The sequence below is a fragment of the Sporosarcina sp. OR05 genome (assembly GCF_041414805.1).
Taxonomy (GTDB): domain Bacteria; phylum Bacillota; class Bacilli; order Bacillales_A; family Planococcaceae; genus Sporosarcina; species Sporosarcina saromensis.
Window position 1 is genome coordinate 67,763 of record NZ_JANKJL010000010.1, and the last position, 19,717, is coordinate 87,479.

At 35.8% G+C, this 19,717-nt stretch carries 16 protein-coding genes; all 16 read left to right on the forward strand.

Annotation, left to right across the window (positions count from 1 at the left end; translation table 11 throughout):
* Positions 1-110: 110 nt before the first annotated feature.
* The 16 genes from NRI27_RS13605 to NRI27_RS13680 all read left to right on the forward strand — a co-directional run bounded on the left by NRI27_RS13605 (position 111) and on the right by NRI27_RS13680 (position 19,711).
* Complete coding sequence (locus NRI27_RS13605; protein ID WP_371391251.1) at positions 111-1,940, forward strand: polysaccharide biosynthesis protein; 1,830 nt, start codon at positions 111-113, stop codon at positions 1,938-1,940.
* A 404-nt stretch (positions 1,941-2,344) separates the two neighbouring features.
* Positions 2,345-2,575, forward strand: coding sequence for a nucleoside-diphosphate sugar epimerase/dehydratase (locus NRI27_RS13610; RefSeq protein ID WP_371391205.1), 231 nt, complete (start codon positions 2,345-2,347; stop codon positions 2,573-2,575).
* A gap of 313 nt (positions 2,576-2,888) precedes the next feature.
* Complete coding sequence (locus NRI27_RS13615; RefSeq protein ID WP_371391206.1) at positions 2,889-4,019, forward strand: N-acetyl sugar amidotransferase; 1,131 nt, start codon at positions 2,889-2,891, stop codon at positions 4,017-4,019.
* A 19-nt stretch (positions 4,020-4,038) separates the two neighbouring features.
* Entirely contained in the window at positions 4,039-4,647 is a 609-nt protein-coding gene (locus NRI27_RS13620; RefSeq protein WP_371391207.1) for a CatB-related O-acetyltransferase, read from the forward strand.
* Positions 4,644-5,789: a glycosyltransferase family 4 protein gene (locus tag NRI27_RS13625; protein ID WP_371391208.1), complete on the forward strand. Its 1,146-nt coding sequence runs from the start codon at positions 4,644-4,646 to the stop codon at positions 5,787-5,789. The genes NRI27_RS13620 and NRI27_RS13625 overlap by 4 nt, the downstream gene beginning before the upstream one ends.
* Before the next feature lie 9 nt (positions 5,790-5,798).
* A complete protein-coding gene (locus NRI27_RS13630) occupies positions 5,799-7,049 on the forward strand; it encodes a hypothetical protein (protein WP_371391209.1) in 1,251 nt (416 codons plus the stop codon).
* Positions 7,046-8,281, forward strand: a complete 1,236-nt coding sequence (locus NRI27_RS13635; protein ID WP_371391210.1) for a lipopolysaccharide biosynthesis protein — start codon at positions 7,046-7,048, stop codon at positions 8,279-8,281. The genes NRI27_RS13630 and NRI27_RS13635 overlap by 4 nt, the downstream gene beginning before the upstream one ends.
* Positions 8,250-9,557, forward strand: coding sequence for a nucleotide sugar dehydrogenase (locus tag NRI27_RS13640; protein WP_371391211.1), 1,308 nt, complete (start codon positions 8,250-8,252; stop codon positions 9,555-9,557). Before NRI27_RS13635 ends, NRI27_RS13640 begins: the two co-directional genes overlap by 32 nt.
* A 32-nt stretch (positions 9,558-9,589) precedes the next feature.
* Entirely contained in the window at positions 9,590-10,501 is a 912-nt protein-coding gene (locus NRI27_RS13645; protein ID WP_371391212.1) for an LbetaH domain-containing protein, read from the forward strand.
* A 22-nt stretch (positions 10,502-10,523) separates the two neighbouring features.
* Positions 10,524-12,635: a bi-domain-containing oxidoreductase gene (locus NRI27_RS13650; RefSeq protein ID WP_371391213.1), complete on the forward strand. Its 2,112-nt coding sequence runs from the start codon at positions 10,524-10,526 to the stop codon at positions 12,633-12,635.
* Between the two features lie 5 nt (positions 12,636-12,640).
* On the forward strand, positions 12,641-14,716 hold the full coding sequence (locus NRI27_RS13655; protein ID WP_371391214.1) for an alginate lyase family protein: 2,076 nt from the start codon (positions 12,641-12,643) through the stop codon (positions 14,714-14,716).
* A gap of 2 nt (positions 14,717-14,718) precedes the next feature.
* Entirely contained in the window at positions 14,719-15,951 is a 1,233-nt protein-coding gene (locus NRI27_RS13660; protein ID WP_371391215.1) for a glycosyltransferase family 4 protein, read from the forward strand.
* Positions 15,948-17,228, forward strand: a complete 1,281-nt coding sequence (locus NRI27_RS13665; RefSeq protein WP_371391216.1) for a nucleotide sugar dehydrogenase — start codon at positions 15,948-15,950, stop codon at positions 17,226-17,228. The genes NRI27_RS13660 and NRI27_RS13665 overlap by 4 nt, the downstream gene beginning before the upstream one ends.
* Positions 17,229-17,291: 63 nt before the next feature.
* Positions 17,292-17,882 (forward strand): sugar transferase, encoded by a 591-nt coding sequence (locus NRI27_RS13670; protein ID WP_371391217.1) that lies wholly within the window; start codon positions 17,292-17,294, stop codon positions 17,880-17,882.
* Between the two features lie 20 nt (positions 17,883-17,902).
* A complete protein-coding gene (locus tag NRI27_RS13675; RefSeq protein WP_371391218.1) occupies positions 17,903-18,541 on the forward strand; it encodes an acetyltransferase in 639 nt (212 codons plus the stop codon).
* Positions 18,542-19,711 carry an aminotransferase class I/II-fold pyridoxal phosphate-dependent enzyme gene (locus NRI27_RS13680; RefSeq protein ID WP_371391219.1) on the forward strand — a complete coding sequence of 390 codons (1,170 nt, stop codon included), beginning with the start codon at positions 18,542-18,544 and terminating at the stop codon, positions 19,709-19,711.
* The last annotated feature ends 6 nt before the right edge of the window (positions 19,712-19,717 follow it).

Here is a 19,717-nt window from a genome sequence, read left to right on the forward strand (position 1 = left end):
TATATGAAAAAGGTTGTAGTTTTACGCGTAATCTACTGCTATACTAGTATTTAGTTGCAGAAAAAGTAGAAAAAAACCGGGAATATTTTCATATAAAGGACGTGAGTACTATAACAGTCAAAAAAAGATTGACCATGTTGGTTTTTGTTGATTCTTTTATCGTCTTATTTTCCATTTATGTTGGTTATTTCATGTTGTCACCGACACCGACACTTATTTACAGCAAAATGTTGTTAGTAAGTGCCGTCACGATTCAACTGGCACATCATTTCTTCGCTTGGCGTTATGGCTTGTACCGTAAAGCGTGGACCTATGCGTCGATTGGTGAATTAAAATCGATTTTTAAAGCGGTGTCGTTCACGATTGTTATCGTAGCACTCGTCCAGCTTGTCATTAAGCAAGATATTTATGTACGAGCTTTAGCCATTACATGGATGCTTCATATTTTGCTTATTGGAGGATCGAGGTTGTCGTGGCGCTTATTCCGAGATACGTTCATGCAAAATGAAACGACGAGTGGGGCAAAACGAACGATGATTGTCGGGGCTGGACAAGCAGGCAGTGTGATCGTTCGACAAATTTCCCAAAACCCTGATTGTGGAATGAACCCGATTCTGTTCGTCGATGATGATGCGCGCAAGCACGGACTTGAATTATTTGGTGTCAAAATTGCCGGGGGAACAAAATACATACGCGAGTTTGTTCAAGATAACGCGATTGAGAAAATCATTATTGCGATTCCATCGATGGGGAAACAAGAGATGGCAGACCTCGTGAAAGTATGTGTCGGAACGGGCGTTAGAACGCAAACCATCCCGAAAATTGAAGACCTCATGACGGGGAAAGTGTCCGTCTCGGATATCCAAGACGTCAAAATCGAAGACTTGCTAGGAAGAGAAGAAGTGAAATTGGACATGGAGGCCATTGCAAGCAAACTGACCGACAAAACGATTTTGATCACCGGTGCAGGGGGATCAATCGGTTCAGAAATTTGTCGGCAAGTGAATCGGTTTACACCAAAGAAGATCATTTTGCTTGGTCATGGTGAAAACTCCATTTACTTAATAGAACGGGAACTGCGTGAAAAAGTTTCGTCTACGACTGAACTCGTTCCAATTATTGCAGACGTCCAAGACCGCCAACGGATTTTTGACATAGTTTCCGAACACGGACCAGACGTCATTTATCACGCCGCAGCCCATAAGCACGTCCCGCTCATGGAAGCGAACCCGATGGAAGCAGTGAAGAACAATATATTCGGTACAAAGAACGTCGCAGAAGCTGCGCACATGTTCGGCGTTCCGTATTTCGTCCTCGTGTCCACCGACAAAGCGGTGAATCCACCGAACGTCATGGGTGCGACAAAGCGGTTTGCTGAGATGATTGTTCAAAATCTTGCGAAGAAAAGCGAGACGAAGTTTGCAGCAGTCCGATTTGGGAACGTGCTCGGATCACGAGGAAGTGTCGTTCCATTGTTCAAGAAACAAATTGCAGTGGGCGGACCCGTAACGGTAACCGATCCAGAGATGACCCGTTACTTCATGACGATTCCGGAAGCATCACGGCTTGTTATTCAAGCGGGTACATTGGCAAATGGCGGCGAAGTATTCGTCCTCGACATGGGCGAACCGGTGAAAATTGTCGATTTGGCTAAGAACCTTATTAGACTCTCAGGTTATAGTGAGAATGATATAAAGATTGAATACAGTGGTATCCGTCCGGGTGAAAAGTTGTTTGAAGAGCTGTTGAATGAGAGTGAGCGGCAAAGTGAGTATGTATTCCCGAAGATTTACGTTGGGAAAGCGACGCCAATTACAGAGACAGAGCAGCAGTATGTGTTGGACAAGTTATTGGATATGGGGACGCATGAGTTAAGGGATACGTTGGTAGGGTTGGCGAATCGGAAGGTTGCTGAGACGAAGATAAAAGTACCTGTGTAAGTTCTAGTGGTGCCAGGTATAGTGAAATCCCGAGTAGTACTTGGTATGGACACAATTCATACACTTCGAAATGTGGATGTACCTGGCACCACGGTTTAATCTAGATTGCCCATCACTTATTTGCTTGGATTTTCGGCTTGTATCGAAAGGCTTGGACATATGCATCAATCGGTGAGTTGAAATCGATTATCAAGGAGGTTACATGGGCCGTTGTGGTTGCTGCGGTTCAATTACTTTTTACATAAGACATTTACTTCGGAGCATTGGGAATCACTTGGATGCTCCATATCTTCTTAATTGGGGGATCGAGACTCTTGTAGCGGTAGTATTGGAACACGGTTAACAGGAAAAAGGGTGTAGAAGCAAAGCGGACAATGATTGTAGGGGCTTGACAAGCAGGGAGAATGATTGTACGACAAATTTTCCGAAATCCAGAATGCGGAATGTCACCCGCTCTTTTCGTTGATGACGATCGTAAGAAACAAGATCTTGAAATATTCGGCGTCAAAGTTTTAGGTGGGACGAAACATATACCGGCAATTGCAGAAGACAATGATATCGAAAAAATTATTATAACCATACCATCTATGGACAGGCAGGAACAGGAAGAGTTTAGTGAAGCGTTGTGTGGATAGTTGAATAAAAACGCAAAAATCCCGCTCATCAAAGACATTATAACAGGAAAGGTCTCTGTAACTGATATGCAATTTCTATCAGCCGCCGATTTAGAATGATAGTGTAAATACAATTATCAAATTTGTTATTGTTGAAACACTACTTAATTCATACTTTTCATATGAATGGAATATATAAGAGCGGATTTAACTAAAGGATATTATCCCTTCAAGATGAAATATCATATTGAAATAAAAAGTGGATAAGTTAAATGAACTGAGTTGGTTTTAGAGCTTATGAAAATAAAGACGGTTACTAAGGAGTAGATAAATGATGACAAAACAGCCATTGAAAGTATGTACTAATTGTATAATGGATAGTTCGGATCCAGATATATCGTTTGATGAAAATGGTGTTTGTGATTTTTGTAATAGTTACAAGAGGAATATATCGCCAAATTCAGATAAGAAAAATTATGATGATTTAATAAACATGGCTACAGTGATAAAAGAAAAATCTAAAAACAAGAAATATGATTGTATTATTGGAATGAGTGGAGGTGTGGATAGTTCATATTTAACTTATATTGTTAAAGAAAAAATGGGTTTACGTCCTTTGATACTTATGGTTGATACCGGCTGGAATTTAAATGTAACGAATGAAAATGTAAAGAAAATAGTTGAAACTCTAAAATTAGATTTAAAAGTAATAAAAGTTGATTGGGAAGAGATGAAAGATTTACAACTTTCTTTTCTGAAGTCACAGGTGCCTTATCAGGATTTACCACAAGATCATGCGATATTTGCTGGATTGTATAATTACGCCATAGAAAACGGAATAAAATATGTGTTTACAGGAGCAAACTTTTCAACGGAGGGCGTAAAACCTCCCCATGAATGGACTTATGTAAATGATATTAAATTAATTAAAGATATTCATAAAAAATATGGAAAAGAAACCTTGAAAACCTTCCCGTTATGTGGAATGTTAAGAAATAGAATATATTATAGAATGATTAAGGGAATGAAAGTGATACATCCATTGAATTTTATTGGTTTTGATAAGGAGAAAGCAATTGAAGAATTAAGTGAAAAATTCGGTTGGGTTAGATATGAAAACAAACATTATGAAAATATATTTACTAGGTTTTACGAAGGTTATTATTTACCAGAAAAGTTCGGATACGATAAAAGAAAATGCTACTTTTCTAGTGAAATTTTGTCTAATCAAATAACTAGAGAAGAAGCTATAGATTTAATCTCAACACAGCCTTATGACAGAGAGATAGCAATGAATGATTTAGAGTATATCGCTAAAAGGTTGGGGATTAGTAGCGACGAACTTTTAAATATAATAAAACAAGAAAATAAAACTTTTAGGGACTATAAAAACAGTAATAGTATATTAAAGTTGGCAATAAAATTTGCAATGTTTGTTGGAGTTGAAAAAAGAAACTTTAGGTGAATGATTTAGGAGGGGAAATATGAATATTTCATACTTATGGGCAAAGATATTCAAAAAAGCCCGTGGCAGAGCATTGATTAATAGCTATATACATAAAAGTTCTAAAGTTGAATCGGGAAGTAGTGTTGTGAACAGTAGTTTTGGTAAGCACTCCTTTTGTGGTTATGATTGCCAAATAATTAATTGTTCTATTGGGTCTTATTGTTCAATTTCTAATAATGTTGTAATTGGTGGTGGAATGCATCCAATGAATTGGGTGTCTATGTCACCAGTATTTTATAAAGGTAAAGATAGCGTGAAAGCGAAATTTTCAGAACACGAGAGAGAAGAAATTAAAACCACAACTATAGGTAATGATGTTTGGATTGGAGAGGGTGTTCTAATAAAGCAAGGGATAACAATCGGAGATGGAGCGGTAATTGGAATGGGTAGTATAGTTACTAAGGACGTAGCACCTTATACTGTAGTTGCCGGTTCACCAGCGAAATTCATAAAAAAAAGATTTGATGATAAGATTATTGAGGAATTGTTAGAATTGAAGTTCTGGAACATTGAAGAAAAAAGACTTAAAAGTCTTGCGAAGTATATTACCGATCCAGAAACATTTATTGAAAAGGTGAAAAAATGAGGATCTTGCACTGTTGTTTATCATGTTTCTATATAGATGAGTATAATTATCAAGAAAATGTTCTGCCAAAGATTCATCACCAAAATGGTCATGAGGTTAAAATTATAGCATCCACCGAAGTTATAAATAACAATAAAAGTTTGTCATATGTCCTCCCTTCGTCCTACAAGACCCCTGAAGGGATAAATATTACGAGGGTGCCTTATCGAAGATATCTTCCACATGTAATAATGAAAAAAATTAGACATTACAAATATGTAAAAAAACTAATAGAGGATTTTAAACCGGATGTAATACTTTTTCATGGGGTGCCGGCATTTGAATTATTTACTGTAAGTAGGTATAAAAAAAATAATCCCAACATAAGGTTGTATGTTGATAGTCATGAGGATGAAAATAATAGTGCAAGAAATCTTGTGTCCAAGTACATACTTCATTCGTTTTTTTATAAATTTATTGTACAAAAAAACATACAAAGTATTGATAGTGTTCTTTATATAACTCCAGAATCAAAAGACTTCTTAAAGAAATACTATAATATTCCGGAAGACAAATTAGAATTTTTCCCATTGGGAGGAGTTATTATAGAAGAAAAACAAAAAAAAGAAATGCGTTTGAAAGTTAGAAATGAACTAAATTTAAAAAATGAAGATATTTTATTATGTCATTCAGGGAAAATGAATAAAAATAAAAAAACAAAAGAGCTGGTTGAAAATTTCATAAAGATCAAAAATGAAAATCTGAAATTGATAATTATAGGTACTTTTACTCAGGATGTCGAAAAAGTAGTAATGCCATTAATTCAATCTGATTCAAGAATCAACTATTTGGGGTGGAAAAGTGCGGAAGAGTTAATGGAATACTTAGCGGCAAGTGATTTATATGTTCAACCTGGTAGTCAAAGCGCCACTATGCAAAACGCATTGTGTGTAGGTACACCTGTTTTGTTCAAAAATGTGAAAAGTCATGAAATATATATGAAAGGTAATGCCTTTTCCATAGATAATTACAATGAAATGGAGATTATTTTCAACAATATTTCTAATGACAATGATTTATTGAAGACTATGTCAAAAAAGGCTTACTGTCTTGCTAGAGATATACTTGATTATAATAAACTTGCAAAAAAAATTACCGAATGAGGGATTATATTGTTTACTGTTTTAAGATATACTCCATTTCTTTATTTTGCATATAGAGTATTTTTAGATTTAATTTATATTGCATTTCAAAATCCTATTTTTAGTTATATGGGTTATGATTTGGATATTGATATAATAAAGTTGATTATTTCCTATACGTTGCTTATTATACTAATATTTTTCATTCCGAAACATGAGAAAAGAGTATCTAGTCTAATATTACAACTTCATTTTATTATTATCATAATACCTATGACATGTTTGTATTCAATGGCGAATTTCTCCAGTATTTTTATGTTTATGATATTTTTTGGTTTTCTAATGCAAATTTTATTACTTGAACTCTTACCGAATATAAAACTACCAAAAATAAAGCATATAAAACCAATTTTTATATGCTTTATATTTATAACTACAATAGCAACGTATACATATTTATTTCTAACCCAAAGTATAAATATATCTGCATTTGATTTCAAAGGTATTTATGAAATACGGGAAGACCAGTTAGTACATTTTCCTTTTGGTTATTTAATTACATGGCAGTATAGAATTATTAATCCATTGCTGATCATTTATTTTTTTATTAATAAAAAATATAAAATTATGATTTTAATAGTAATAGCACAGATAATAATGTATACGATGTATCCTCACAAAGAAGTATTCTTAGCGATAGGATATCTTTTCTTGCTATTGTTTCTTTATAAGAAAAAAATTAAGTTTTCTTTGGTTTTTTTATGGTTAATGCCTATTATCAGTATATTAACTTCTTTAATTTACAAGTTTTCATCAGAATTAATATACTACGCTATTATTCCATCTAGGTTATTATTCGGACCTGCGAAGATCAAGTTTCAACACTATGACTTCTTTTCCATGTTTGAAAAGTTATATTTTTCGGAGGGGTTGATTGGGAAGCTTTTAGGAATAGAATATCCATACTCGGTTCAAAGCGGATACGTTGTTAGTTTACATAATGGATTTGACTCTAACTCAAATACTGGTTATATTGCTTACGCATATGACAATTTAGGTTTTCTCGGAATAATCATAATGTCGTTTTTGTTTGTTTTGATTCTAAAGTTAATTGATTCACAGACACAAAAAATTGATTCTAAATTAATCTTTGCAATTTTGGGTTATCCAATGTTGATACTTAATGATGGTGACTTATTTACACTACTATTAACAGGCGGCTTGTTCATTATTATTTTAGTAGGCTTCTTTATTGATGAATTAGTAGGAGAAAAAACATGACTAAAAATAAAATAATAAAAGATTTCATCTTAAGTATTATTGCATCGTTATTACCTATAGTAGTATTGCAATTTGTTATATTTCCAAGCATATCTTTAAAAATTGCTCCCAATAAATATGGTGAATTTCTTACTATGATTGGGTTAGTCACTTTAATTTCTGGAAGTATGGGAACTGTTTTAAATAATATTAGATTAATAAACATTAAAAAATATAAAGAATTAAAAGGAGATTTCTCCTCGATATTGCTAATTTTTTTAACTTTAAATGGATTATTAGTAGCCGTAGCTATCTTCTATTATCGTGAAATTTCAAGCGGATTTGATATATTATTGTTAGTTTTTTCATCGTTTTTAATAATAATAACTGGATATTCCATAGTTGCATTTAGAATTGAGTTAAACTATAAAAATATATTATACAGCAGTGTTTATCTATCTTGCGGATATATAGTAGGGTATTTTGTATTTTTAATAACTAATTATTGGGGGTGGATTTATTTTATTGGTAATTTATTCTATCTAGGTATAATAATCCGGAAATCAACAATCTTAAAAGAACCGTTCAAAAAAACCAGATATTACAAGGCAACTTTGAAAGATAGTATGTTACTGTTATTTTCAACACTTTTACTAAGTGGGACATTATATATTGATAGACTATTAATATATCCCCTATTAGGTGGTTTGGCAGTCTCAGTTTATTATACAGCTACTCTATTACCGAAAACTTTAGCATTAATATTACAACCTCTCTCTAGTGTGTTGTTAAGCTATCTTGCACATTTAAAAGACTTCAAGTTAATAAAATACATCAAATATCTTGTAGTATTGTGTGTTTCTATCATACTAAGTTACTACATTATCGTTTGGATAAGTGAACCGATTTTAACTATTTTGTATCCACAATTTGTCAAGGAGTCTATTTTATACGTTAAGATGGCTGCGATAATCGGCATTTTATCAATTGTAACAAATTTATTAAATCCAATTGTTTTGAAATTTTATCATTTGAAATGGCAACTTATATTAAACTCAATATTTATCACAGTGTATTCGATAACATCAATTTCACTTGGAATGAGACATGGTGTAATAGGTTTTTTTTACGGAGGACTCATAGCCAATAGCATTAAATTAATACTATTGGTATTAATTGTTTTGCTGAGTGGGAAAAATATTGACCAAGGAGGAAAGAATAATGGAAAAAATAATAAAGAAATTATTAGATAAAACAGCTGTATTAGGGGTAATAGGACTTGGGTATGTTGGTCTTCCATTAGCTGTAGAAAAAGCTAAAGCCGGCTATAGGACGATTGGTTTTGATATACAGGATGAAAAGGTCAATATGGTGAACGCAGGAAAGAACTACATAGGAGATGTTGTGAATGCCGATCTCGAGATTATAGTGAATTCCGGGCTATTCACTGCAACAATAAATTTTTCCGAAGTTGCAAAGGCAGATTGCGTTTGTATTTGTGTACCAACACCGTTGGATCAGTATCAACAACCAGATATTAGTTATGTAAAAAGTTCGGCAGAGAGTATTGTTCCTTATATGCATAAAGGAATGTTAATTGTGTTGGAATCCACAACATACCCTGGCACAACAGAGGAGTTATTATTACCGATTCTAGAATCATCAGGATTAAAGTGTGGGGAAGACTTTTTTCTAGCGTTCTCTCCTGAGCGTGTAGACCCGGGAAATCTATTATATAAAACAAAGAATACCCCGAAAGTTGTTGGAGGAGTAACTAAAAATTGTACGGAAGTGGCAGCGGCTTTGTATGAAAGTATTCTAGAGGCACCAATTCATCAGGTATCTTCACCAGCAGTTGCTGAGATGGAGAAAATACTGGAAAATACCTATAGAAATATTAATATTGGATTAGTAAATGAGCTCGCAATCTTGTGCAATAAGATGGGAATTAATATTTGGGAGGTTATAGATGCAGCTAAATCTAAGCCATATGGATTTCAAGCATTTTATCCTGGGCCAGGTTTGGGTGGTCACTGTATCCCATTAGATCCTTATTATTTATCTTGGAAGGCAAGGGAGTATGGTTTTCATACATCCATGATTGAATCATCAATGATGGTGAATGATAGAATGGCAGAATATTGTGCTGAAAGAAGCAGTAAAATTTTAAATCGCTATAAGAAGTCTATTAACGGATCTAAAATTTTATTATTGGGGATCGCCTACAAGCAAGATATAGCTGACTATCGTGAGAGTCCAGCAATTAGAGTTTTCGAAGAGTTAGAAAAGCTGGGTGCCGAAATAAATTATTATGATCCATACATTGAAGAATATACATTCCATGGAAAAAAGAAAACGGGAATCAGAAGTTTAACAAGGGAAGTATTAAATGAATCAGATTTAGTTATCATTACGACTGCGCATACTAATTTTGACTATAATTATATTCAAAAGCATTCAAATTTTGTATTTGACACTAAGAATGCTATGAAAAATGTATTTGATAGACATAATATAGAATTACTTTAACTTTGACCAAACGTGAAGGAGTTGAGCCTCGAATGCAATTATCTAAAGTACCTATTGTTGAAGGGGTATTAAAAATTGATGGGCTATTCGATATTATGGCCCAATGTAAGGTCTTAAGTAATCAAAGAATTTTAACATTTTTTGACGATATAAAGTACTTAGATTGTATTAATATGAATGAAAGTATTAGCTGCGTAATTTGTAGACCTCAAGATCAGCAGTTATTTGGGGATAAATCGTTCGGTATAATAACAACTGATTACCCAAGGATTGAGTTTTTTAGAATTCATAATCTGATTGGTATGCCTAATACAAGTAAAAAAAGTACAGTAATTGGAAGTGATTCTGCTATCTCCCCTTCCGCACTTATTGCCAAGTATAATGTACAAATAGGAGATAATGTAATAATCGAAGAAAATGTAGTGATTAGGGAAAATGTATTCATTGGAAATAATTGTATTATTCGAGCCGGGTCAGTTATTGGAGGACAGGGTTATGAATTTAAAAGGGATAAAAATCAACGGATATTTAGGGTTGAACATTACGGCTCGGTTGAAATTGAAGATTTTGTCGAAATAAAAGAGTTTTGCACTGTCCATCAAGCAGTTTTTGCTTGGGACAAAACTTGTATTGGCCAGCATTCTAAAATTGATGCTCATTCCCATATTGCTCATGGAGTAAAAATGGGCAATAGAGTAATGGTTGGCTCACATGGAAATATAGCTGGAAATGTATGTATCAAAGATGATGTGTATATAGGACCAGGAGTAACGATTTCAAATCGAATAAATATAGAAAAAGGTAGTAGGGTAAGTATTGGTTCGACTGTAACTAAAAGTGTAGACGAATATCAAGTGGTAACAGGAAATTTTGCAATTGACCATAGTAAATTTATTTTTAATCTAAAGAGAATAAACAATAGTTACAGAAAGAATTTGTATTAGTAATTTGACAGGAGAAACTGCAATGAAGATAATTCAACAAAATCTTAGGGATGGAAATACTGAAATTGTTACATTACCAATAGCAAGTATTAAATCGAACGAAGTTTTAATAAAAGTAGAATATTCAATAGTTTCTGCTGGCACTGAACGCATGTTAGTTAATTTTAGTAAATCAAATTATTTACAGAAAGCGCGTCAGCAACCCGAAAAGGTTAAGGAAGTTATTAACAAAATTAAAACAGATGGATTACAGCCGACAATAAATGCTGTAAAAGTAAAACTAGATCAACCTATCCAATTGGGATATAGTAATGCGGGTAGAATTATAGCTGTTGGTAAAGACGTAAAAGATTTTCGTGTGGGCGATCGAGTAGTATCAAACGGAGCGCATGCAGAGGTGGTAAGTGTTTCAAAAAATCTTTGCGCAAAGGTTCCAGATAATGTTAATTTAGATCAAGCAGCTTTTACTGTCATATCATCCATTGGTCTTCAAGGGATTCGGTTAATAAAACCGACATTAGGAGAAACCGTGGTTGTTACTGGTCTTGGATTGATAGGACTTTTAACTGTTCAATTGTTAAAAGCGCATGGATGTAAAGTCATTGCCTCAGACTTTGACCAACAAAAGGTGGATTTAGCCAAATCATATGGAATTGATGCTATAAATGTTAGTAATGGAATCGATATTGTTGACTATGTGTTTATGAGAACCAATGGTAGAGGGGCAGATGCGGTGTTAATTACTGCATCTACTCAGAGTAGCGATCCCATATCCCAAGCCGCTAAAATGTCACGCAAGCGTGGGAGAATAGTTCTTGTTGGTGTAACGGGACTTGAATTGAACCGTTCCGAATTTTATGAAAAAGAATTGTCGTTCCAAGTATCATGCTCATATGGACCTGGACGTTATGATTCGAATTATGAGGAAAAAGGGCAAGATTATCCAATTGGTTTTGTAAGATGGACCGAACAGCGGAATTTTGAAGCTATATTAGACATGATGAGTGAGAAAAAAATAGACGTTGCTCCACTTATAACGCATAGATACAAGTTTGAAAACGCTGTTGATGCTTATTCCACATTATCGGAAGACAAAAAAGCAATAGGAATATTATTAGAGTATGAAAGTGAAGGGGTGGATCTTGATACTTCAAGATCTGTACCTTTAATTACGAAACTGATGGATGTCAAAGGAGTCCCGAGTATTGGAATAATTGGTGCTGGCAATTACACAAATCAGACTTTGTTGCCTGCTATGAATGGTGTTGAAGTAAGAAAACACACAATCGTAAGTAGTGGTGGAATGACAAGTGTCCATGTTGGTAAAAAACATGGCTTTGAAAGAGCTTCAACAGATACAAATCATGTTATTAAAGAATCTGATATAAATGCAATGTTCATCACTACCCGTCATGATAGCCATGCGAATATCACGATGAAGGGCTTGGAAAATGGCAAGCATGTTTTTGTGGAAAAACCACTTTGTCTCTCAAGGGAAGAGTTAGAGAAAATAAAGACTATTGAACACAAACAAATTTTGATGGTTGGCTTTAACAGAAGGTTTTCTCCACATATTGTAAAAATGAAAGGATTGTTAGCTACAGTTGCACAACCGAAGTCAATTATTATAACAGTGAATGCTGGAGAAATTCCAGCAGATCATTGGACCCAAGATCTTAAAGTCGGTGGAGGTAGAATCATAGGTGAAGGGTGTCACTTTATAGACTTGGCAAGGTTTTTGGCAGATTCCAAAATTCTTGGGGTCCAAGCTATCAAGATGGGCACTCCTGGGGAAGAGGTGTTGGAAGATAAAGTTTCAATGCAGCTATCTTTTGAAGACGGTTCTATTGCAACTATCATGTACTTGGCAAATGGAAATAAATCATTCCCAAAAGAGAGAATTGAAGTATTTGCAGGCAATAAAGTATTGGCACTAGATAACTTTAAAGTCTTAGAGGGTTATGGTTGGAAGAACTTTTCTAAGTTTAAGACTCGTACCCAAGATAAAGGACATACCAATGGTATTAAAGCTTTTCTAAACGGTGTAAAATCTGGACAATCTCCTATTCCTTTAGAAGAAATTTATGAGGTCACAGAAGCAACGTTTGATATAGTCGACCAACTTAGAGGATGAGCGATATGAAAGCAAAAATAGAAGTTGTCAAAAACATGGGGATATCATGGACGATGTATAGGGCAAAGTACGAAATTGAAAAAAAACTGGGTTTGCTTAAAAAGCAATACCCGGCTTTCTCATATTCAAACCTGGATCTGTATTCAAAATTAACGATAGATAAACCAATTAAAGAGTTACTTAAGGGTAGTTTTAATAAAAGATTCTTTCAACTAGACTATGAAATGCTATTAGCCTCCAAAGAGGTCTTGAATTTAGATAAAGCAATCCAAGAAGCAGATGATATTCTGGAGAAAAAATTTAATTATTTTTCGAAACACCCAATTAGCTTTGAAAATATTGACTGGCATTACAGTCCATTTACAAAAAAGAAATCACCCGAAAATCAACATTGGACAGAAATTGGGGATCTATCAAGTGACTTTGGAGATATTAAATGGATTTGGGAGTTATCCAGATTCACATTTGTGTACCCACTCTGCAGAGCATATGTCGTAACGAGAGATGAGAAATATGCTATGGCTTTCTGGAAAATGGTTGAGGACTTCATTGACCATAATCCGCCTGAACTTGGTGCTAACTATAAGTGTGGACAAGAAATGTCGTTGCGTGTTATGGCATGGACATTTGGATTAAATGTTTTTCTTGAATCTCCTTCAACAACCGACAATCGCTTGGAGTTAATGATGAAAGCAATTTATCATCATGCAAATCATGTGGAAAAACACTTTGACTTTGCTTTAAAATCAGTAAAAAACAATCATTCACTATCTGAAGCGGCGGGTATGTATACTGTTGGAATGGTTTTTCCTTTCTTTGATTTGTCTAAGAAATGGGCTGAAAAGGGTAAGAAATACATTCAATCCGAAGCGATGTGGCAGATTTATGAGGACGGCTCTTATATACAACATTCATTCAATTATCAACGTTTAGCGATACAGGATTTAACATGGGTTGTCCGTTTAGGCCAGCTTAACGGAGACCGGTTTGAAGAAACATTTATTCAAAAGTTCAAGAAAGCTATAGAGTTTATGTACCAAATGCAAGAGTCGTGTACTGGTAAACTACCTAACTACGGGATGAATGATGGTGCTTATATTCATCCGTTCACTTCACAAGAGTATTTAGATCACCGACCGGTATTACAGGCTGCATGGAAAACCTTAACAGGAAATCGATTATATCAAGAGCAAGAAGTTGATGAACTTGCAATTTGGCTTGGGGTAAACAATGACAATTCATACAAGGCACCAGCGAAAGAGTCGAAACTATACCAAGATGGTGGGTATGCAATATTAAGAGATTCTGAGCAATTCGCAATGATTCGTTGTGCTACATACAAACATCGTCCAGCCCAGGCTGATATGCTACACGTTGACTTTTGGGATGGACATCATAACATTTTGGCAGATGCGGGCACGTTTTCTTACAATACAAGCCAGGAAGGCCTCCTTTATTTTAATGGAACGGCGTCACATAACACAGTGATGTTAAACAATCGTGACCAAATGACAAAAGCTTCACGATTTATTTGGTTAAATTGGACTAAATCAAAGATAAACCAATTCTGCAATACAAAAAAAGGTTCTTACTTTGAAGGTGAACATTATGGATATGGATCATTAACCCATAGACGTGCGGTATATCAATCCGAAGATATTTTAGTTGTTGTCGATGATATATTAGGTGACATACAAAAAGAGCGTGTTTCTTTAAGTTGGTTGTTTGGGATACATAACGTAAATAAAACCTCAGAATCAGCGTGGGATATTACGCTTCCGAATGGTGATGTATGGGAAATGTCTGTAATTAGTTCTAATGATATCAGCAATAATATGTATGTTGGATCAGATAATCCTGTGGCAGGTTGGCGCTCATTGTATTACGGTGACAAAGAGCCTTCTCCACAGTTAATCATTGAATCAGAAATTACTTCGAAGTCTCGTTTTATCACAGTATTGCATAAAAAGACTCAATATAATGATGTCATTCTAAAAGATAGTAAACTATCAATTGGTAGTTTGAAATTAGAACTATTACCACTTGGTTCAAACACAGTTTTTAAATATTTGGAGATGTAGCGATGAAGATTTTAGTTTTACACCAATACTTTTTAGGTAAGGACGACCCCGGTGGGTCACGATTCAACCAGTTCGTTAAATATTGGGAAAAACTCGGCCATGAGATTACAGTTGTTGCTGGAACTGTTCATTATGCAACAGGAAAAAAAGAAGAAAAATACAAAGGTAAATGGGTCGTTAAAGAAAGTTATTCTCCAAAAGTAAATGTAATTCGGACCTTCGTTTCGGAATCATATAATACATCATTTATCGGTCGATTATGGGGTTATTTCTCATTCACCGTCTCATCTTTGTGGGGTATTTTGTTTCATGTGAAGAAACATGATGTAATCATCGTTACTTCTCCACCTTTATTTGTAGGGCTTACAGGAGTGTTAGCAAAGTGGGTTAAACGGATTCCCATGGTGTTCGAAATTCGAGATTTATGGCCTGAATCAGCAATTGATACAGGAGTATTAACTAGCCGACCGCTCATTAAGATGGCTTATTTAGTAGAGAAGCTATCCTATAAGTTTGCTAATAAAATTAATGTGTTAACGCCTGCCTTTAAGACAAAGTTAGTTGAAAATAAGGGTATTAAAGAGGACAAAATTGTCTTTATTCCTAATGGTGCAGATCTCGATATATTTCAGCCAGGTGCCAAGGAAAATTGGGTCAGAGAAAAGTATGGTTTAAGTAATAAATTTGTTGTCACCTATATGGGGGCCCATGGTGTTGCAAATCACCTGGAATCGCTTCTTGCAGTCGCCAAGCAATTTAATGAAGATGAAGATATAGTTATTATGCTAATTGGAGACGGAATGCGAAAGAAAGATTTAATGCAACAAGTGAAGGATGAAGGAATTAAGAATATACTCTTTGTGGAATCCCAGCCTAAACATACAATCCCTGATTTTTGCAATGCCTCTGATATTTGTACTGCAGTATTGAAAAAGGTTGATACATTTAAAACGGTTTATCCCAATAAAGTTTTTGACTATATGTCTTGTGGCAAACCAATTCTTTTAGGTATTGACGGCGTTGCGAGAGAATTAGTTAAAGAAAGTGGTTCAGGATTCTATGTAGATCCAGAAGACTCTAATGCATTTGCGGATAAAATACGTGAACTAAAGGCTAATCCAAACTTAATGAAAGACTTAGGTAATAATGGTTTAGTTTTTGTCAGGAAAAACTTTAGTAGGGAAGCACTTGCTAAGAAATATATCAACGAGCTTGAGAAAGTAGTGAAAAAATGAAAAAGTTGTGTGTAGTCGGTTTAGGTTATATTGGTCTTCCTACCGCAGCGATGTTTGCAAGTCATGGTTGGCAAGTGCAAGGTGTTGACGTTAATAAAAATGCAGTTGACATGATTAATCAGGGGAAAATTCATATTGAAGAATTAGGTTTAGGAGAAGTTGTCGAGAGTTCAGTTAAGAACGGAAGTTTGCGAGCCTCTACTGAAGTGGATGAAGCAGATTGTTTCATTGTCGCGGTTCCTACTCCTCATAAAGAAGACAACACAGCAAATCTTGATTATTTGGTACAAGCCACAAAATCAATTCTTGGAAAGGTCAAGAAAGGTAATCTTGTAATTGTTGAATCGACAATTCCTCCGAGAACGATTAACGATGTCGTAGCACCGTTATTCATTAAGGCGGGCTGGAAAGTAGGCGAGGAGATTTACCTGGCACACTGCCCAGAGCGAGTTTTACCAGGAAGAATACTAATAGAACTTGTCGAAAACAATCGAATTGTCGGAGGTATTAATGAAGCTTCAACTGAAAAAGCAGTAGAAGTGTATAATACCTTTGTAAAAGGAAGGTTACTACGAACTTCAGCATTGAGTGCTGAAATGTCGAAGTTAATGGAAAATACTTATCGTGATGTGAATATTGCATTAGCCAATGAGTTAGTCAAGATTTCCGAAAAACTAGGAATTGACGCATTGGAAGTCATCGGACTTGCGAACCAGCATCCACGTGTTAACTTGCATCTTCCAGGACCAGGGGTAGGTGGACACTGTTTAGCGGTAGATCCGTATTTCATAATTGAAAAAGCGCCAGAAGAGTCGCAGTTAATTGCTAATGCACGGGAAATTAATAATTCAATGCCGGATTTTGTTGTTAATCAAGTTGGAAAACGTGTGAGTAATAATAATTCGAAAATAGCCGTATTGGGTCTTACCTATAAAGGGAATATCGATGATGTACGGGAAAGCCCAGCAATGGAAATTGTAGATAAGTTGTTAGAGGAAGGTTACAGCCTTGGAGTTCATGATCCACATGTGAGTCAAGAAAAGGTTGAATTTAAGTTATCATCATTTGAAGAGGCTGTTGTAGATTCGGTATGTATTCTTGTATTGACCGATCATAATGAATTTAAGTTGTTGGATGAAACTACTATTTTATCTAAAACAAAACGTCCTTTGGTACTAGATACGAGAAATTGTGTTGATATTAGAAGTTCAGAAATTGAGTATGTGAACTTTGGAAAATTGGGTACTGCTTTAGATAGAGTTCATGAAAAGATATAAGGTAATTTTAAGGACTTCGCTTTTTAACTCAATTAAAATTATGTTTAGAAATGCGGGTTATTAATGAAAAGAATATTTGACATTGTTGTAAGTTTAATAGCATTGATTATTTTATCTCCAATCATCGGAGTGACGGCGCTACTTATACGTTCGAAAATTGGGTCTCCGGTTTTATTCAAACAGCAACGTCCGGGCTTAAATGAGAAATCGTTTCATGTTTATAAATTCCGTTCAATGACAGATGAGCGAGATTCGGAAGGTGAGTTGTTACCGGACGATGTGAGGTTGACTTCATTTGGTAAGCTTCTTCGAAAGTTGAGCTTGGATGAGCTACCCCAGCTATTAAACGTATTAAAAGGTGACATGAGTTTTGTTGGGCCACGACCATTGTTAATGGAATACTTGCCTTTATACAATGAACGCCAAGCAAGACGCCATAAAGTGCGTCCGGGTATTACGGGGTGGGCACAAGTGAATGGGCGTAACGCGATTTCCTGGGAAGAGAAGTTTGAATTGGATGTTTGGTATGTGGAAAACCGATCATTTTGGCTGGATATAAAAATTTTGTTTATGACGGTTTTGAAAGTATTTAAGTCTGAAGGAATTAGTCAGGACGGCCAAGCGACTATGAGTAAGTTTGAGGGAACGAAATAGCTGAATAAAGGTGATGGGCTATGAAGAAAGTTGTAATCATTGGTGATAGTGGCCATGCAAAAGTTGTGGCTGATGTCATACACTCTCACAACAGTGGATTCGTTATTGCGAAGCTCGATGATAAATATGATGATGTATTTATTGAAAATGGAATAGTAAAAGGTCCGATTAAACATATTCATGAATTGATTGCAAATGATCCAGCACTAAGAGTGATTATAGGTATTGGTTCAAATTTGATTAGAAAGAAACTTGTCTCGTTATTAGCCATATCTGATGAATATTATATGACTGCTGTTCATAAAACTGCTGTAATCAGCCCGAGTGCAACTATAAGCGCTGGGACGGTTATCATGCCAGGGGTTATCGTAAATGCCGACGCTACTATTGGAAAGCATGTAATTCTAAATAGTGGAAGTGTAATTGAACACGATACTAAAATTGATGATTTCGCACATATATCTCCATGTGCTGTGTTGACCGGTGGAGTCCAAATCGGTGAGGGAACGCATATAGGGGCAGGAGCTTCTATTGTTCCTCAGAAAACTGTAGGCGCTTGGACAACCGTTGGGGCAGGCGCTGTTGTTGTATCTGACATTAATGATAGTTTAACAGTTGTCGGTGTACCAGCAAAAGTCGTTAAGAGAGAAGGATTATAAATGACAAATCGAATTTTATTATCCCCCCCACATATGAGTGGGAATGAACAGAAGTATATAAGCGAGGCATTCGAAACGAATTGGATTGCTCCACTTGGACCGAATGTAAATGCATTCGAAAGTGAACTATCAAACTATGTTGGTAGTGGCGGAGCTGCAGCGACTTCTTCTGGTACTGCGGCAATTCACTTGGCGCTCGAATTACTTGGTGTAGGTAAGGGTGATACTGTTTTTTGCTCAAGCTTGACGTTTGTCGCAAGTGCCAATCCAATTCTATACTCGGGGGCTACTCCTGTCTTTATTGATTCCGAAGACGAAACATGGAATATGTCACCGGTTGCATTAGCACGTGCCATGGAAGAGGCACAAACTAAGCGTCAATTGCCTAAAGCTGTCATTGTTGTGAATTTGTACGGACAAAGTGCCAAGATGGATGAATTGATGGCTATTTGTAACCGTTACGAAGTTCCGGTGATTGAGGATGCTGCGGAGTCATTGGGGTCGTTATATAAGGGGAAACAGAGTGGAACGTTTGGCCGATATGGTGTTTATTCCTTTAACGGGAATAAGATCATAACAACTTCGGGCGGAGGAATGTTAGTGTCCGATGACCTGGATGGTTTGGCACGTTCACGTTTTTTAGCAACACAAGCACGTGATGCAGCGAAACATTATCAGCATAGCTCGGTTGGCTATAACTATCGAATGAGTAATATACTTGCAGGAGTGGGCAGAGCGCAGCTTGAGGTATTGGATAATCGCATTGAGGCAAGACGTGCGGTGTATGAAAGATATGCGGAAGCTCTTGCGAGCATTGATGGTGTTGAGTTTATGCCGGAGTTGGAAGGTACTTATTCTAATCGATGGTTGACGGCTATGTTGTTGGATCCTGAGAAGATTAGCGTGTCTCCATATGAACTGATTGATGCGTTGGAGGCGGAGAACATAGAGGCAAGACCTGTTTGGAAGCCGTTGCATTTGCAGCCTTTGTTTGAAGGCTGTGCATTTTATGCGCATGCTGAGGATGATGTGGTTAGTGAGAGGTTGTTTGCGAGGGGGATTTGCCTTCCTTCGGGGTCGAGTATGACGTGGGAGGAGCAGGAGAGGGTTATTGGGGTTGTTCAAAAAACGTTTGGTGTTACGAATGAGAAACATGTTTTAAGTAATTGAGATCGT

Coding starts and splice junctions, on each gene's coding strand:
- NRI27_RS13610 (WP_371391205.1), top strand. CDS start 2,345: ATGATTGTACGACAAATTTTCCGAAATCCAGAATGCGGAATGTCACCC.
- NRI27_RS13615 (WP_371391206.1), top strand. CDS start 2,889: ATGACAAAACAGCCATTGAAAGTATGTACTAATTGTATAATGGATAGT.
- NRI27_RS13620 (WP_371391207.1), top strand. CDS start 4,039: ATGAATATTTCATACTTATGGGCAAAGATATTCAAAAAAGCCCGTGGC.
- NRI27_RS13625 (WP_371391208.1), top strand. CDS start 4,644: ATGAGGATCTTGCACTGTTGTTTATCATGTTTCTATATAGATGAGTAT.
- NRI27_RS13635 (WP_371391210.1), top strand. CDS start 7,046: ATGACTAAAAATAAAATAATAAAAGATTTCATCTTAAGTATTATTGCA.
- NRI27_RS13640 (WP_371391211.1), top strand. CDS start 8,250: ATGGAAAAAATAATAAAGAAATTATTAGATAAAACAGCTGTATTAGGG.
- NRI27_RS13645 (WP_371391212.1), top strand. CDS start 9,590: ATGCAATTATCTAAAGTACCTATTGTTGAAGGGGTATTAAAAATTGAT.
- NRI27_RS13650 (WP_371391213.1), top strand. CDS start 10,524: ATGAAGATAATTCAACAAAATCTTAGGGATGGAAATACTGAAATTGTT.
- NRI27_RS13655 (WP_371391214.1), top strand. CDS start 12,641: ATGAAAGCAAAAATAGAAGTTGTCAAAAACATGGGGATATCATGGACG.
- NRI27_RS13660 (WP_371391215.1), top strand. CDS start 14,719: ATGAAGATTTTAGTTTTACACCAATACTTTTTAGGTAAGGACGACCCC.
- NRI27_RS13665 (WP_371391216.1), top strand. CDS start 15,948: ATGAAAAAGTTGTGTGTAGTCGGTTTAGGTTATATTGGTCTTCCTACC.
- NRI27_RS13670 (WP_371391217.1), top strand. CDS start 17,292: ATGAAAAGAATATTTGACATTGTTGTAAGTTTAATAGCATTGATTATT.
- NRI27_RS13675 (WP_371391218.1), top strand. CDS start 17,903: ATGAAGAAAGTTGTAATCATTGGTGATAGTGGCCATGCAAAAGTTGTG.
- NRI27_RS13680 (WP_371391219.1), top strand. CDS start 18,542: ATGACAAATCGAATTTTATTATCCCCCCCACATATGAGTGGGAATGAA.